The sequence below is a fragment of the Extibacter sp. GGCC_0201 genome, assembly GCF_017566055.1.
In the GTDB taxonomy this organism is placed as follows: domain Bacteria; phylum Bacillota; class Clostridia; order Lachnospirales; family Lachnospiraceae; genus Extibacter.
The window spans coordinates 31,429-46,957 of sequence record NZ_JABFCH010000005.1; the positions used below are offsets into that span (position 1 = coordinate 31,429).

Annotated in this window: 11 protein-coding genes; 6 read left to right on the forward strand and 5 right to left on the reverse strand. The window is 49.2% G+C overall.

From position 1 onward, the window contains the following. Positions 1 to 32 precede the first annotated feature (32 nt). The 5 genes from typA to HJV72_RS04680 all read left to right on the forward strand — a co-directional run bounded on the left by typA (position 33) and on the right by HJV72_RS04680 (position 6,019). Complete coding sequence (typA, locus tag HJV72_RS04660) at positions 33 to 1,856, forward strand: translational GTPase TypA (protein WP_208069108.1); 1,824 nt, start codon at positions 33 to 35, stop codon at positions 1,854 to 1,856. After that, entirely contained in the window at positions 1,856 to 2,749 is an 894-nt protein-coding gene (locus HJV72_RS04665; RefSeq protein WP_208069109.1) for a phosphatase PAP2 family protein, read from the forward strand. The genes typA and HJV72_RS04665 overlap by 1 nt, the downstream gene beginning before the upstream one ends. A gap of 125 nt (positions 2,750 to 2,874) precedes the next feature. Continuing rightward, positions 2,875 to 3,486: a transporter gene (locus HJV72_RS04670; protein ID WP_208069110.1), complete on the forward strand. Its 612-nt coding sequence runs from the start codon at positions 2,875 to 2,877 to the stop codon at positions 3,484 to 3,486. 103 nt (positions 3,487 to 3,589) lie between these two features. Beyond that, positions 3,590 to 4,126, forward strand: coding sequence for a ribosome hibernation-promoting factor, HPF/YfiA family (gene hpf, locus HJV72_RS04675; protein ID WP_066578466.1), 537 nt, complete (start codon positions 3,590 to 3,592; stop codon positions 4,124 to 4,126). A 525-nt stretch (positions 4,127 to 4,651) separates the two neighbouring features. Continuing rightward, on the forward strand, positions 4,652 to 6,019 hold the full coding sequence (locus HJV72_RS04680) for an MATE family efflux transporter (RefSeq protein WP_208069111.1): 1,368 nt from the start codon (positions 4,652 to 4,654) through the stop codon (positions 6,017 to 6,019). Between the two features lie 70 nt (positions 6,020 to 6,089). Here the strand turns inward: HJV72_RS04680 and HJV72_RS04685 are convergent, their stop codons facing one another. Next, positions 6,090 to 6,755: a YigZ family protein gene (locus tag HJV72_RS04685; RefSeq protein ID WP_208069114.1), complete on the reverse strand. Its 666-nt coding sequence runs from the start codon at positions 6,753 to 6,755 to the stop codon at positions 6,090 to 6,092. Between the two features lie 154 nt (positions 6,756 to 6,909). Here HJV72_RS04685 and HJV72_RS04690 point away from each other — a divergent pair, with 154 nt between their 5' ends. Further along, on the forward strand, positions 6,910 to 9,450 hold the full coding sequence (locus HJV72_RS04690; protein ID WP_208069116.1) for a transglycosylase domain-containing protein: 2,541 nt from the start codon (positions 6,910 to 6,912) through the stop codon (positions 9,448 to 9,450). A gap of 119 nt (positions 9,451 to 9,569) precedes the next feature. Here the strand turns inward: HJV72_RS04690 and HJV72_RS04695 are convergent, their stop codons facing one another. The 4 genes from HJV72_RS04695 to ftsH all read right to left on the reverse strand — a co-directional run bounded on the left by HJV72_RS04695 (position 9,570) and on the right by ftsH (position 15,519). Next, positions 9,570 to 10,502, reverse strand: a complete 933-nt coding sequence (locus HJV72_RS04695; protein ID WP_208069122.1) for an ROK family glucokinase — start codon at positions 10,500 to 10,502, stop codon at positions 9,570 to 9,572. A 15-nt stretch (positions 10,503 to 10,517) separates the two neighbouring features. Further along, positions 10,518 to 11,444, reverse strand: a complete 927-nt coding sequence (gene hprK, locus HJV72_RS04700; RefSeq protein WP_208069123.1) for an HPr(Ser) kinase/phosphatase — start codon at positions 11,442 to 11,444, stop codon at positions 10,518 to 10,520. A gap of 51 nt (positions 11,445 to 11,495) precedes the next feature. After that, positions 11,496 to 13,334: an excinuclease ABC subunit UvrC gene (gene uvrC / locus HJV72_RS04705; protein ID WP_208069124.1), complete on the reverse strand. Its 1,839-nt coding sequence runs from the start codon at positions 13,332 to 13,334 to the stop codon at positions 11,496 to 11,498. 178 nt (positions 13,335 to 13,512) lie between these two features. Next, positions 13,513 to 15,519 carry an ATP-dependent zinc metalloprotease FtsH gene (ftsH, locus tag HJV72_RS04710; RefSeq protein WP_208069130.1) on the reverse strand — a complete coding sequence of 669 codons (2,007 nt, stop codon included), beginning with the start codon at positions 15,517 to 15,519 and terminating at the stop codon, positions 13,513 to 13,515. Positions 15,520 to 15,529 lie beyond the last annotated feature (10 nt).

Sequence of the window (15,529 nt, forward strand, 5' to 3'; positions counted from 1 at the left end):
GGTAGAAATCGTATAGGAAAAGGGTATTATTTATGAAGACAAAACGAGAAGATGTACGTAATATAGCCATTATCGCCCATGTCGATCATGGCAAGACGACTCTGGTAGATGAGCTGCTGAAACAAAGTGGTGTATTCCGGGAAAATCAGGAAGTAGAAGAACGTGTCATGGACTCTAATGACATCGAGCGGGAACGTGGAATTACCATCCTGTCAAAGAATACTGCCGTCTATTACAAGGGAACGAAAATCAATATCATCGACACCCCCGGACATGCCGACTTCGGCGGCGAGGTGGAGCGCGTACTGAAGATGGTTAACGGTGTCGTCCTGGTAGTAGACGCATTCGAAGGTGCCATGCCGCAGACGAAGTTCGTACTTAGAAAGGCGCTGGAATTAAAGCTCCCGGTTATTGTATGTATCAATAAAATCGACCGTCCGGAAGCACGGCCGGAGGAAGTCATCGATGAAGTGCTGGAGCTCTTCATCGACCTGGATGCCGACGACGAGCAGCTTGACTGTCCGTTCGTCTATGCTTCCGCCAAGGCGGGTTATGCACTCGTAGAGCTGGACGACAGCCCGCAGAACATGCTTCCGCTCTTCGAGACGATACTGGACTACATTCCTGCGCCGGAGGGCGACCCGGATGCAGATACCCAGGTACTGATCAGCACGATCGACTACAATGAGTATGTAGGACGAATCGGTGTCGGCAAGGTAGACAATGGTACGATTGCGGTCAACCAGGACATGGTCGTCGTCAATGCCCATGACCCGGAACGGAAAGAGAAGGTACGTATCAGCAAATTATATGAATTCGACGGACTGAGCAAGGTCGATGTAAAAGAGGCTTCCATAGGGTCTATCGTGGCTATCTCCGGTATCTCTAACATATCGATCGGGGATACGCTCTGTTCGCCGGACAATCCGCAGGCAATCCCGTTCCAGAAGATATCGGAACCGACCATCGCCATGCAGTTTATCGTAAACGACAGCCCCTTCGCAGGACAGGAAGGCAAGTATGTTACATCCCGCCATCTCAGGGACAGGCTCTATAAAGAGCTGAATACAGACGTAAGCCTGCGCGTGGAAGAGTCCGACAGCACGGACAGCTTCAAAGTATCCGGACGCGGCGAGCTCCACCTGTCAGTCCTTATCGAGAACATGCGCCGGGAAGGATATGAGTTCGCAGTGAGCAAGGCGGAAGTCCTGTACAAAAAAGATGAGAACGGCAAGTTATTAGAACCGATGGAAGCTGCATATATTGATGTACCGGATGAATTCACCGGCGTCGTCATCGAAAAGCTCGGCCAGAGGAAAGGGGAGCTGCGCGGCATGGGAACGTCAAACGGGGGCTATACCCGCCTGGAATTCTCTATACCGGCACGCGGGCTTATCGGCTACCGGGGAGAATTTCTTACCGATACGAAGGGCAACGGCATATTGAATACGTCATTCGACGGCTACTCACCGTATAAAGGCGATATCCAGTACAGAAAGCAGGGCTCGCTCATCGCTTTCGAGACTGGGGAATCCGTCACCTATGGGCTCTTCAGCGCCCAGGAGCGGGGGACGCTCTTTATCGGTCCCGGTGAAAAGGTATACTCCGGCATGGTTATCGGACAGAACGGCAAGGCGGAAGACATCGAGCTGAATGTCTGCAGGATGAAGCATCTGACCAACACCCGCTCTTCCGGAGCGGATGAAGCGCTCCGTCTGACATCGCCGAAGATTCTGAGCCTGGAGGAGGCTCTCGACTTCATCGATACCGATGAGCTTCTGGAGGTTACTCCTGAGAATCTTAGAATACGTAAAAAGATTTTAGATCCGAAAATGAGAAAAAGAGGAATAAAATAATGGCATTTTTAACGTTTCTGGAAGGCATACGGACCCCCTTCCTAGACAGGCTGATGCAGTTTATCACTTATTTTGGACAGGAAATCATCATCATAGCGGTTATCTGCGCCCTTTACTGGTGCGTGGATAAGCGCTTTGCTTATATGCTCGGCTTTACCTACTTCACGGCCGGGCTGCTCGTCCAAAGCCTGAAGATTACATTCCGCGTTCCGAGGCCGTGGGTGCTCGATCCCCAGTTCAAAGCTGTGGAAAGTGCCGTCCCCGGTGCCACGGGATATTCTTTTCCGAGCGGGCACACGCAGGGGGCCACCTGCCTGTTCTTCCCTCTTGCGCTCAAAGCAAATAGAGGCCTGATTAAAGTATTCTGCGTACTTGCATTTATGCTGATCGGCTTCTCCAGAATGTACCTCGGTGTCCACACACCGAAGGATGTCATCGTGTCGATGCTCATATCCATAACCGTCTCCGGCATAGTCTGGCATTTTCAAAGATTTTTTCTGGACGGAACACAGCATGTAAAGATGATTGCCGGTGTGCTGGCAGCCATATCCTTCGCCGTTGCCGCCTATGCACTTGTATTGAAGAGCAGGGGCACGATTGATATGAAATATGCGGCGGACTGCTGCAAAGCTGCCGGAGCCGGCCTTGGATTCGCTCTCGGATACTATATAGAGCGGACCCGTCTTAAGTTCAGCACCCGCACAGGCCATCTCAGCAGCCAGGCCGCGAAGCTCATCGCCGGGCTCCTGCTTGCGCTTGTCATTAAGGAAGGCTTTTCCCTTCTATTCGAGACTTCCATCATCGCTAAAATGGCTGAGTATTTTGTGCTCGTCTTATGGGTACTCGTCCTCTATCCATATCTGTTCAGCAGATTGGGCAGGCGGCAGGCATAATCCCAATTATTAGGTCTTGGCAAATTCTCCGGGATAATTTATACTTGTAGTGTACGCATACCGCACAGGAGACTCTGTCCGGTATGCCCTGCGTACGATGAAAACCGTCCTAAAGGGGGAAACATATGAAGCATTACGTCGCTAAATTTTTAAAACGACTTGCTGTAACACTGGAATTTTTCATATCCGTCATGCTGGCGCTAGGCATTATCCTTCTCTGCCTGCGTATGGCGACATCTATGGTACACATACCGAATCTGGACGTGTGGCCAAACTATGACGATCTTCTCGAGACTTGTTTTAATCTGATTATCGGAGTCGAGCTGATACGAATGATGTACTACCATACGCCCAACACTGTGTTTGAAGTGCTGCTTTTTGCCATCGCAAGGCAGATTATCATCGACCACTCTTCCATCTGGAGCAGCCTTATCGGCGTCTGTGCCATCGCAGTGCTCTTTGCCACCCGCAAATACCTGTTCTGCGAGTTTGACGTGGCTGACGAGATTATCTTCCGTGCCAGCACAAGAGTCAAGACGGTGAACAAGATACTCGGCATCAGCATACCACATGAACAGAATGAGACGCTGCTCAGCGTTATTGAACAGAAGTTTGAGGAGTATGGTATAGAGACCGGCGTCGGTGCATGTGTGTACTTTTCGGATTTCGGCCTCAGAGTTGCCAAGATGCATGAAGGAAAAATTTCAAGAATTGAAGTAATACGTTCTATACATTAGTGTCCAAACATGTTATACTACATATATCAGATAGATTCTTAGTTGAAAGCCAAATTGTCAGACTATAGACATCTGAAATTATGTCGAAAAGGAGTTGGACAGCATGAAGTTTATTATTAGCGGAAAGAACATCGATGTAACACCTGGCTTAAGGGAAACCGTAGAGCACAAATTGGGAAAATTAGAGAAGTATTTTACTTCCGATACGGAAATCATCGTTACCTTAAGTGTCGAAAAAGAACGTCAGAAAATTGAGGTAACTATCCCTGTGAAAGGAAATATCATCCGTTCTGAACAGGTAAGCAATGACATGTATGTCTCTATTGACCTGGTAGAGGAGGTAATCGAACGCCAGCTTCGCAAATACAAGAACAAACTGGTCGCAAGACATCAGGAGGGCGGCAACTTCCGCCAGGAATTTTTCGAAAGCGAATATGCTACAGAAGATGATGATGAGGTAAGAATCGTTCGTACCAAACGCTTTGGCATCAAACCTATGTATCCGGAGGATGCATGCATACAGATGGATTTACTTGGTCATGACTTCTTCGTCTTCTGCAATGCGGAGACGGACGAAGTAAATGTAGTATACAGAAGGAAGAACGGAACCTTTGGCCTTATAGAGCCTGAGTTCCAGTAAAGTGCAGAATAAAAGAAAGGCCCATAAGGGCCGCAATTATAAAACAGCAATAAATAACGGAAATGGCACGGCTTCGGCTGTGCCGTTTTTTTGCTTGATGCATCGGTCGCAGGAGCCTTTTAGAGCCGTCTGTTTTTCAGAGATGCTTACTCACAGTTCAATAGACATGGCACAATTGACACCGGGTACGTAAATCAGTATAATAAGTTTATTAACATTCGAAAAGAAAGGTTGCGTACCATGTTATTTGGAAAATTCTGCATCGAGGCCGGCTCCGCACAATCTGTTAGTTCAAAACATTGTACGGAGCCTGAAAGACACGAGAACATACAGATTCCACTCTGCTCCAAACTGGCGTTATAGCCCGGAGTTTTGTTCGCGTGTCCATATCCCATTCTGATGTTCGGGCAGCAGACAATGTTTTGTCTGCTGCCTTTTGCATGTAACTATCGAGTTCTATAAGCAGAGGGCGCACGTCATCGTGTCGACCCTCTGCTTTCTGCGTTATGAAAGGATACTGACAAAATGAAAAAGGAACAAGATCTGACTACTGGAAACGTATCGAAAAAGCTATTCTCATTCGCCCTGCCGCTGTTACTTGCCAACCTGCTGCAATCCTTCTACAGCGTAGTAGATATGCTCGTTATCGGCAACATCGTAGGTGAAGCCGGACTTGCTGCAATCAGTAATGCATCTATGGTAAGCTTTATCATCAACTCTATCTGCATCGGAATAACAATGGGCGGTACTGTATTAGCTGCCCAGTATAAGGGGGCTGCTGATAAAAAAGGGCAAAGCGGCACGGTCGGTACATTATTTTCTATCGCCCTTATCGCTTCCGTTATCTTTACAATCATAGGATTGCTTGTATATGAACCTCTATTTCACATGATGAAAGTTCCAGCACCTTCCATGCAGGACGCCTGCGATTACATGAAAATCATTTGTTATGGCACAGTATTTGTATTCGGCTATAATGCTGTATGCTCCATTATGAAAGGCCTCGGGGATTCTAAAAGCCCTTTCTTTTTTATAGCGGTTGCGGCCGTTATAAATATTGTACTGGATCTGGTTTTGGCTGGTCCTTTCCAGATGGGAACGGCCGGTGCCGCTTATGCCACCATCTTTTCACAAGGCATCTCCCTGGCGATATCCATCATACATTTAAGACGGAAAGACTTTATCTTTGACTTCAAAATTATGCATTTCATCATTCAGCGGGATAAGCTGGCAATCATTTTGAAAGTTGGTCTTCCTACCGCTGTACAAATGGCTATTGTCAATATCTCCTATCTTTTGATTACAGGTATGCTGAATAATTTTGGCGTATCGGCTGCCGCGGCATCGGGGATTGGACTCAAAGTAAATACCTTTGCGGGCATGCCCTGTTGGGCGATAGGGCAGGCTGTTACTGCTATGGTTGGGCAGAACATGGGCGCAAATGATATTGGGCGTGTGAAATCAACGGTAAGAGCAGGGTTACGCCTAACTATATTTATCACTACACTTGTTGTGATAGCCGTGCAGCTATATGCCGGCCAGATTATCAGGCTGTTTGAACCAAACAGCCTGGAAGTCATGCGGGATGGCATACTGTATCTGAAAATCTGCTGTGGAATAAACAGCCTCGTTTATGCTGTCATGTATACGTTTGATTCTTTTGCCATAGGAGTAGGTTCGGCAAATATCGCAATGGCAAACGCACTTTTAGATGCCGTTTTCGTCCGGCTTCCCGTAAGCTGGCTGTTAGCTTTTACATTCAGTATCGGCTTCCCCGGCATATACATCGGCCAGGCGGTATCCCCGCTATTGCCCGCTATTGTAGGATTACTATTTTTCAGAAGCTGCATCTGGGAAAGCAAAAGGCTGATATCTTCATCAGGAGTTTCATAAAGTAGACGCCGAAGGGGAGGTATGCGTCAAATGCCCCATACCTCCTCCTCGGCTGCCTGCTTTACTTGTCTCAGTCTGTGAATTCTTCCAGTACCACGGGCTGGCCGTCTATCTGCGCAAACCAGCACTTCACTCCTTCTTCCATGGCCGCTTGTCCGTTTGTACCTTCCGTGATGTCTGAGCATGCTGCTTCAACTGCTAACTCCGGAACAAGCACTTCCAGCTTCACGGAATCAGTATATACGGAGTCGAGTATTTTAAGCCCTTTCTGGCCGAGAATATACTGAATTTTCCCGAGACCGGTATAATCTGTGCCAATCCTAAGTTTAACCCCGCGAATTTTGGTTATAATTACAGAAGAAGCCAGGCCTGCCTTCACTGCCTGTGAGTATGCGCGAACCAGCCCACCGGTTCCAAGAAGCGTACCTCCGAAATAGCGTGTCACTACTACGGCAGTGTTGCGGAGCTTTTCTCCTTGCAGTACATCGAGCATCGGTTTGCCGGCCGTTCCGTTCGGCTCTCCGTCATCGCTGCAGCGGGCCAATTCTGAACGCTCTCCAATCACATATGCAAAACAGTTATGAGTGGCATTCCAGTGTTTCTTCTTTACGGATTCTATGAACGCCAACGCATCCTCCTCCGCAGAGACCGGCTTGACCGCGGCAATAAACCTGGACTTCTTCTCCACGATTTCCCCTTCTCCACCTTCATAAACTGTCCTATATTCAGTCGTCATAATCTGCACCTTTCTTTCATATTACATACTGGTTCAACTAATACTATAGCGAATTTCTTAAGTTTTTCCTACTGAAATATGAAGTTTTCATTTTTTTCTTTATTTCAATTATTATATTTGCTATAATGACTTGGTATGAAGGAGGCAGACACTCATGAATTATGGTAAAAAGAAAGCTTCGCAGAAGCAAAAGAAAATAACGTCCAAATCAACCATGCAGGGTAAAAGAGTTGGTGTAAGACTTTTTAAAGCATTTCTGCTCTGCCTGCTTGTCATAGCAGTTGTCGGCGTCATCGGCGGCGGACTGTTTTTGAAGAAGATATTAGACAATACTCCGGACGTATCGCCGGCTGATGTGCAGCCAAAAGGCTTTACCACCATGGTATACGCCGATGATAACAAGACTGAGATTGAACGTTTTGTCGCTTCGGGTTCCAACCGTATATATAAGAAGATTGACGAAGTGCCGAAGGATCTCCAGCATGCGTTTGTCGCGATTGAGGACGAGCGTTTCTACGATCACAACGGAATCGACCTTCAGGGTATCGCCAGAGCTGCCGTAGTGGGACTGACGAGCGGCAACTTCTCAGAAGGTGCCAGCACCATAACGCAGCAGCTCATAAAAAATAATGTATTCCCTAACTTTACAGAAGAGAAGACATTTTTTGATAAGCTCGAACGTAAAATCCAGGAGCAGTACCTGGCCGTCGCCATCGAAAAGCAGATGGACAAAGATACGATTCTGGAAAGCTATATGAACACGATTAACCTCGGGCAGAACTGCCTTGGGGTACAGTCAGCGGCAAAGCGATATTTTAATAAGGACGTATCCGAGCTTACTTTGTCCGAAAGCGCAGTAATCGCAGGTATCACCCAGAATCCATCGGACTATAACCCTATTACGAACCCGGAACTCAATGCAAAGCGCCGGGATAAAGTATTAAAAAACATGCTCGACCAGGGCTATATCGACCAGGCAGCGTATGATGAGGCAAAAGCGGACGACGTATATTCCCGTATCCAGACAGTTAACAACTCGGAGGCGGACGATACGCCTTACAGTTATTTTGTCGATGCTCTTGCGGATCAGGTTACGCAGGATCTCATAGACCAGCTTGGATATACGGAGACGCAGGCATACAACGCCGTCTACAGTGGCGGGCTTAGCATATACTCCACACAGAATCTTGCGATGCAGCAAATCTGTGACGAAGAGATGAATGACGATTCCAATTACCCAGGATTAAAGGAATATGGGCTTGACTATGCTTTAACCGTCACCCGCGCAGATGGAACCGTTGAAAACTACAGTTCCGGGCATATAAAACAGTACGCTAAAGAAACGTACGGCAAAGAGCAGGGGCTTCTCTACTCCAGCGAGGAGGAAGCACGGGCTATGGTCGAGGAATGGAAAGCGACGATTGCCCAGGAGGGTGATGCTTATGATGAATATATCAACATCTCTCCTCAGCCTCAGGCATCTGTCACTGTCATGGACCAGTACACAGGCCAGATCAAGGCCATGGTAGGTGGACGCGGTGCCAAGACGACGAGCCGAAGCCTGAACCGTGCATATACTGGTTCCCCGAGGCAGCCAGGTTCTACCTTCAAGATATTGGCAGGTTACGCCCCGGCTCTTGACTCTGCGGGGCAGACGCTGGCTACAATCATAAAAGACGAACCCTATTCATACCGGGACGGTACTCCTCTGAAAAATGCGAGTGCTACGCACCGGGGAGATATCACGATGCGCGAGGCCATCCAGTGGTCGGTCAATGTATGCGCGGTAAAGACGATTGAAGCGGTGACCCCGAAGCTTGGATATGACTACTGTAAAGAGAAATTTGGCATCACTTCGCTGGATCCGCAGAATGACGTATATGACACGCTCGTTCTCGGAGGACTGAGCAACGGTGTATACAACTACCAGCTCTGTGCCGCTTATGCATCGATCGCTAATGGCGGAGTATACAACAGTCCGACTTTATATACGAAGATTCTTGACCATGACGGCAATGTACTGCTGGAAGGCGCCGGAGAATCACATACTGCCATCAAGGACAGTACGGCTGCTCTTCTCACAAGCGCGATGGAAACGGTCGTAGAAAGCGGTACCGGTACAGCCTGCAGGCTTGACAACATGCCGGTAGCCGGCAAGACCGGTACGACAGACTCGAACAAGGACCTCTGGTTCTGCGGCTTCACGCCGTACTACACATGTGCGGTATGGGGCGGATATGACGACAACAAGGTAAACGGCTATGACCTGAACTTCCGTTTCCGCATATGGCGCGGAATCATGAGCCGGATTCATGAGAATCTGGAATACAAAGATTTTGAGATGCCTAATTCCATCGAGAAGAAAACGGTATGTACCAAGACCGGAAAACTTGCAGCCCCGGGCTGTCCGAGCATCACGGAATATTTTGCGAAGGATACGGCTCCGACAGAGTCCTGTCCGGGCCATGTAGATACGTCAGCTCCGAAGGATGATGGGGAAGACGACGAGAATACAACCGATAACCCGGATGCAAATACGACTCCGACAGATCCGAACCAGGGGAACAACACTCCGACGCCGACTCCGACACCAACTCCGACTCCAACTCCGACTCCAGATCCTGAACCAACACCTGACCCGGAGCCGACACCTGACCCAAACCCAAATCCAAATCCGGATCCTTCGACACCTTAGACATCTTGATGTCTTGCAATGGTTTTTTAGATAGTATCAAAGATTAAGCAAAATACAAAAATAAAAGCATTTGAAAGATTTTCAAATGCTTTTATTTTTTATCATTTTGCCAAAAATCCTTACCCTATAATCAGCTTTGCAGCCCCACAGATTCCTGCGTCATTGCCAAGTTCCGCAAGGACGAACTTCGTATCTTTATTCGCAAAAAACGCCCGTTCCTTAAAATGCTTATCCACATATTCCAGCAGGATATCCCCGGCCTTGGATACGCCGCCTCCGATAACAATTACTGCAGGATCGGTGACTGCCGCCAGGTTCGCCATCGCATGTCCGAGATAAGTGCCGAACTCTTCTACGATTTCTTCCGCCACCTTGTCCCCTTCTTTCAATGCGTCAAAGACCGATTTCGCACTCAGGTTCTCCATCTTCAGCATCGTACTGCCGCTCTGATTCGTCAGCCTGCGTCTTGCCAGTCTTGTGATTCCCGTGGCTGATGTATACTGCTCCAGACATCCTCTGCTGCCACAGCCGCACTTCTCAACCTCTTCATAATTCACGCATATATGACCGATTTCCCCGCCGGCACCGTGCTCGCCGACAATCGGGCTGCCATTTACGATGACGCCGCCGCCCACGCCTGTGCCGAGAGTGACCATAATCATGTTCTTCTGGCCCTTGCCTGCACCGAGCCACATCTCTCCAAGGGCTGCAACATTAGCGTCATTACCCGCCTTAACCTTCAGGCCCGTAAGCTCTCCCATCTCACGCTTCACTTCTTTGTAGCCCCATCCAAGATTTGCCGTGTTTCTGACGATACCACAGTCATCCACCGGTGCAGGTATCCCGATTCCGATTCCCGCAACTTGCAGATGTCCTATCTCCTTTTCTTCCAGCTTCGCCTTCAAGGACGCCGCAACATCAGAGAGGATAGCCTCCCCGCTGTTTTCCGTACGGGTCTTGATCTCCCACTTGTCAACGAGCGTGCCTTCTGTCCTGAAAAGACCCATCTTGACAGTCGTGCCTCCGATATCTACTCCAAAACAATACTGCATGCTATATAACCCCTCCTATTTCTTCGTAAGATTCTGCTGTACGCGCTTGTAAAGCTCCTGAGCCGCGTTATAGCCCATCTTCTTCTGTCTGTGGTTGATGGCCGCTGTCTCGACGATGATGGCAAGATTACGTCCCGGGCGAATCGGAAGCTGATGGCATACGACTTTGTTTCCGAGAAATTCCGTATATTCTTCTTCCATGCCAAGGCGGTCATATTCCTTCTCTTTGTTCCAATCCTCAAGCGTAATGACGAGGTCGATATTCTGAGTTTCCCGGACGCTCTGGACACCGAACAATGTCTTCACATCCACAATGCCGATTCCCCTCAGTTCGATAAAATGCCTGGTGATATCCGGAGCTGTTCCCACAAGCGTCTCATCGCTGACCTTATGGATTTCCACCACGTCATCGCTGACGAGGCGGTGCCCTCTCTTAATGAGCTCCAGTGCGGACTCGCTCTTGCCGATGCCGCTTTCTCCCATAATGAGCACCCCTACGCCGTACACATCCACCAGGACGCCATGGATGGAAATACATGGAGCCAGTTCCACATTCAGCCAGCGGATAATCTCTGCCGTGAATTCAGACGTCTTCTTCTCCGTTGAAAATATCGGAACCTGGGCGGCGTTGGCCTTGTCCAGAAGCATCGGTTCCGGCGCGAGGTCGCGGCTGAAGATGATGCCAGGTATCTGGTAAGACAGCAGCGTATCATAGATATGTTCCTTCGTCTTCTCATCCAGCGTCTCAAGAAATGTATACTCGACATAGCCGATTATCTGGACACGGTCAGAATCAAAGTGTTCAAAAAAACCGGTCAGCTGAAGGGCGGGCCGGTTAATATCCGGTACCTCCACCTCTCGTTCTGTCAAATCGACATCCGGCGTCAGATTCCGGAGATTCATCTTTTCGACAATTTTCTTCATCTTTACTTTATTCCCCATGGCAGTCTCCTTTTCCTTCTCAGTCTTCCTTCTTTCAACTATTATATCATATCAGTGAAAAAAATTGTACACGTCGCGGGCTGATTTTTCATTCATGGACGGAAGCCTGCCCAGCTCTTCCACCGTAGCATTTTTAATGGCATCCAGATTGGAAAAATGGCTCATCAGGTCTTTTCTCCTCGCCGGACCTACACCCGGTATGTCGTCCAGGATAGAATGTACCTGCCCCTGGCTCCTCAGCTTTCTGTGGAATGTGATTGCAAACCGGTGGGCCTCGTCCTGGATCCTCGTTATGAGCTTAAATCCTTCCGAATCCCTTTCAATCGGTATCTCGATATTCTGATAAAACAGCCCTCTCGTCCGGTGGTTATCATCCTTCACCATCCCGCACACTGGTATATTGAGCCGCAGCTTGTCCATCACCTGCAGTGCTACATTCACCTGACCTTTTCCCCCATCCATGAGGATCAGATCCGGAAATGCAGTAAAGCTCCCCATCTCTTTTCCTTCCTCCATCTCTTTCATTCCATGCACGAACCGGCGCGTAAGCACTTCCTCCATGCTGGCATAATCGTCCGCGCCCTGCACGCCCTTAATCTTGAACTTGCGGTAGTCGTTCCGCTTTGGCTTCCCCTTTTCATAGACGATCATAGAGCCGACGGAAGCAAATCCGTTCGTGTTGGATATATCGTATGCCTCCATACGGACGATGCCCTTCAGACCAAGCAGCTTCTCCAGTTCTTTTACCGCGCCTATGGTGCGCCCTTCCTCCCGCTTCAGACGTTCTTTGTCTGTGCTGAGCACAAGGGCCGCATTCTTCTGAGCCAGCTCCACAAGCTTTTCTTTCGTGCCTTTCTTTGGCACACGCAGATGGACCTTATGCCCTCTTCTCCTGGTCAGCCACTCTTCCACGACCTCCTGGTCCTCTATCTCCTCCTGGAGCATAAGCTGGGATGGGATATACGGTGTACCGGCATAGAACTGTTTGATAAAGCTGGACAGTATCTCCGATTCTTTCTCGCCTTTTGCAATCCTCAGGTAGAAGTGGTCCCGGCCAATCAGCCTGCCGCCCCGGATAAAGAATACCTGTACGACCGCGTCCTCCTCCTCGGTAGCAACCGCCAGAATATCGCGGTCGTCTCCTGCAGTGTCCGTTATCTTCTGCTTCTGGGCTATCTTGTGGACGCTGTTCAGAAGCTCCCGGTACTCGATAGCCTTCTCAAACTCCATAGCCTCAGACGCGCTCTGCATCTTCTCCTCCAGCTCTTTCAGTATCAGGTCATAATTACCGTTCAGGAAGCGGATCACTTCGTCTATAGACTTCCGGTATTCATCCTGGGATATGTATCCCTGACACGGCGCTTTGCACTGGTGGATATGATAATTCAGGCATGGGCGTTCCTTGCCTACGTCCTGTGGGAGCCTCCGGCTGCAGCTGCGGATATTGTAGAGCTTCCTGATAAGTTCAATCGTGTCCTTAACAGCTCCCGCGCTTGTATAAGGGCCAAAATATTTCGCCTTATCCTTCATCATCTTTCTGGCCAGCATGATTCTCGGAAACGGTTCATCTACCGTAACCTTTATAAATGGATAACTCTTGTCATCCATAAGCATCGTATTATATTTCGGGCGGTGTTCCTTAATCAGATTACACTCAAGTACAAGCGCCTCCAGCTCAGAGTCCGTCACGATATATTCAAATCTGGCTATATGGGTGACCATCTGCTCTATCTTGATTCCCTTGTTGCGGCTGCTCTGGAAATATTGCCGTACCCTGTTCTTCAGGCTGATGGCCTTGCCCACATAGATAATATCATCCTTTTCATCATGCATGATATAGACACCCGGCTTGCCGGGCAATTTCTTCAATTCTTCCTGAATATCAAACATCTGTCTGCCGTCTCCTTATCTGTCTTGTCCTCGATTCAAAGGCCGTGCCATATCACATACGCAGTTCTCCAAATCTACATCATCATACCATATTCCGGCCGATATGTTAATCAATTAAAAGGGGCCAGACCCTCCGCAAGGGGTCTGGCCCCTATCGGAAGGGACCTGGCCCTTTCCATTATATTTCTGGTTCTGCCTTAACTTCAGCCTCTTCTTTGGCTTCTTCTACTTGTTTAGCTTCTGCTTCTTTCACTTCTGCTTTTGCTTCGATCTTCGGCTCGGTCTCTCTGACAGCGATTCGCTCTTCCGGCTTTTTCTCAATTTCAGGATCTATGCCTTCTACCTGATAGAAGATCTCCATAAACTCCTTGCCGGTAATCGTCTCTTTCTCTATCAGGAATGCCGCTATCTTATCCAGCGACTCTCTATGTTCGCTGAGCAGCCGTTTGGCCTCCGTATATGCAGTCTTAAGCATGCCCATGACTTCCCTGTCTATCTCGGCAGAAGTCGCCTCCCCGCAATTGCTTACCGCTCTGCCGTCCAGATAGCGGTTCTGGATTGACTCCAGCCCTATGAGCCCGAACTTCTCGCTCATACCGTACTGGGTTATCATGGCTCTCGCTATGTTCGTCGCCTTCTCAATATCATTGGCAGCCCCCGTCGTCACCGTGTCAAATACGATTTCCTCCGCCGCACGTCCTGCCAGCATACCTACGAGCATCGCTTCAAGCTCCTTCTTCGTGTTCAGGAACTTCTCTTCCTCCGGCGTCTGCATTACATAACCGAGCGCGCCCATCGTTCTCGGTACAATCGTAATCTTCTGTACCGGTTCTGCGTCTTTCTGCAGTGCGCTGACCAGCGCGTGTCCCACCTCATGGTAGGAAACGATTTTCCGCTCCTCGGTGCTCATAATCCGGTCTTTCTTCTCTTTCCCGACCAGAACGACTTCCACCGCTTCAAACAGGTCACCCTGTGATACCGCATTTCTTCCATTCTTAACAGCATTGATTGCCGCCTCGTTAATCATGTTGGCCAGATCGGAGCCGACAGCTCCTGATGTGGCAAGAGCAATCGCTTCCAAATCAACGGTCTCGTCCATCCTTACATCTTTGGAGTGCACTTTCAGTACATCCACACGGCCTTTCAGATCCGGCTTTTCAACGATAATCCGACGGTCGAAGCGGCCGGGCCGCAAGAGCGCCGGATCCAGAATCTCCGGACGGTTGGTAGCCGCCAGAAGTACAAGACCCTTGTTCGTGTCGAATCCATCCATCTCCGACAGCAGCTGGTTCAACGTCTGTTCCCGCTCGTCATTGCTTCCGAGCTGGTTGTCACGACTCTTGCCGATGGCGTCAATCTCATCGATAAAGATGATACACGGTGCCATCTGCTGTGCCTGCTTGAACAGGTCACGCACCCTCGATGCACCGACACCTACGTACATTTCCACAAAGGAAGAGCCCGTCAGAGAGAAGAACGGAACCTTCGCCTCTCCCGCAACAGCTTTGGCAAGAAGCGTCTTACCTGTACCAGGTGGGCCGACCAGCAGTGCTCCCTTCGGCAGCTTGGCGCCAATCTGGGTGTATTTGCCCGGATTGTGCAGAAAGTCTACCACTTCCTGCAGTGATTCCTTTGCTTCATCCTGCCCGGCCACATCTTTGAATGTGACGCCGGTCTCTTTCTCCACATACATCTTGGCATTGCTCTTTCCGACACCCATCATGCCGCCGCCCTTTGACATCCGCTTTGTCATCCAGACGAACATGCCTACGATGAGTGCTATCGGCAGGAGAGTCAGAAGCACGTTCAGTATCACGGCGGAGGTCGTGTCTGGAATCTCCTGCCCGAACTTCACGCCGGCCTTGTCAAGCCTTTCCGCCAGCGTCTCGTCTCTCACCACGCCGGTGTAATACTGCATGGATGTACGCGCGCCCTTCTCCTTCTTCATCGTTATGGTGATTCTGTCACTGCTGATGATGACTTCTTCCACCTTTTTATCGTCCACGTATTTCAGGAACTGGTCATAGCTGATTTCCTTGGATCCCGCGGAACCCTGGAACTGATACAGCGCAAGCACCAGTATCGTCGTGATCAATGTTACTAAAATAATGAAGGAAAAACCCTGCTTGTTATTCTTATTGCCAGAGCCCTTATTATTTTTATTCTGATTATTCTGGTTGTCCATTTTTATCCTC

What these genes read in the sequence shown, in the direction of transcription:
- typA (WP_208069108.1), top strand. Translation starts at nt 33, where the DNA reads ATGAAGACAAAACGAGAAGATGTACGTAATATAGCCATTATCGCCCAT.
- HJV72_RS04665 (WP_208069109.1), top strand. Translation starts at nt 1,856, where the DNA reads ATGGCATTTTTAACGTTTCTGGAAGGCATACGGACCCCCTTCCTAGAC.
- HJV72_RS04670 (WP_208069110.1), top strand. Translation starts at nt 2,875, where the DNA reads ATGAAGCATTACGTCGCTAAATTTTTAAAACGACTTGCTGTAACACTG.
- hpf (WP_066578466.1), top strand. Translation starts at nt 3,590, where the DNA reads ATGAAGTTTATTATTAGCGGAAAGAACATCGATGTAACACCTGGCTTA.
- HJV72_RS04680 (WP_208069111.1), top strand. Translation starts at nt 4,652, where the DNA reads ATGAAAAAGGAACAAGATCTGACTACTGGAAACGTATCGAAAAAGCTA.
- HJV72_RS04685 (WP_208069114.1), bottom strand. Translation starts at nt 6,755, where the DNA reads ATGACGACTGAATATAGGACAGTTTATGAAGGTGGAGAAGGGGAAATC.
- HJV72_RS04690 (WP_208069116.1), top strand. Translation starts at nt 6,910, where the DNA reads ATGAATTATGGTAAAAAGAAAGCTTCGCAGAAGCAAAAGAAAATAACG.
- HJV72_RS04695 (WP_208069122.1), bottom strand. Translation starts at nt 10,502, where the DNA reads ATGCAGTATTGTTTTGGAGTAGATATCGGAGGCACGACTGTCAAGATG.
- hprK (WP_208069123.1), bottom strand. Translation starts at nt 11,444, where the DNA reads ATGGGGAATAAAGTAAAGATGAAGAAAATTGTCGAAAAGATGAATCTC.
- uvrC (WP_208069124.1), bottom strand. Translation starts at nt 13,334, where the DNA reads ATGTTTGATATTCAGGAAGAATTGAAGAAATTGCCCGGCAAGCCGGGT.
- ftsH (WP_208069130.1), bottom strand. Translation starts at nt 15,519, where the DNA reads ATGGACAACCAGAATAATCAGAATAAAAATAATAAGGGCTCTGGCAAT.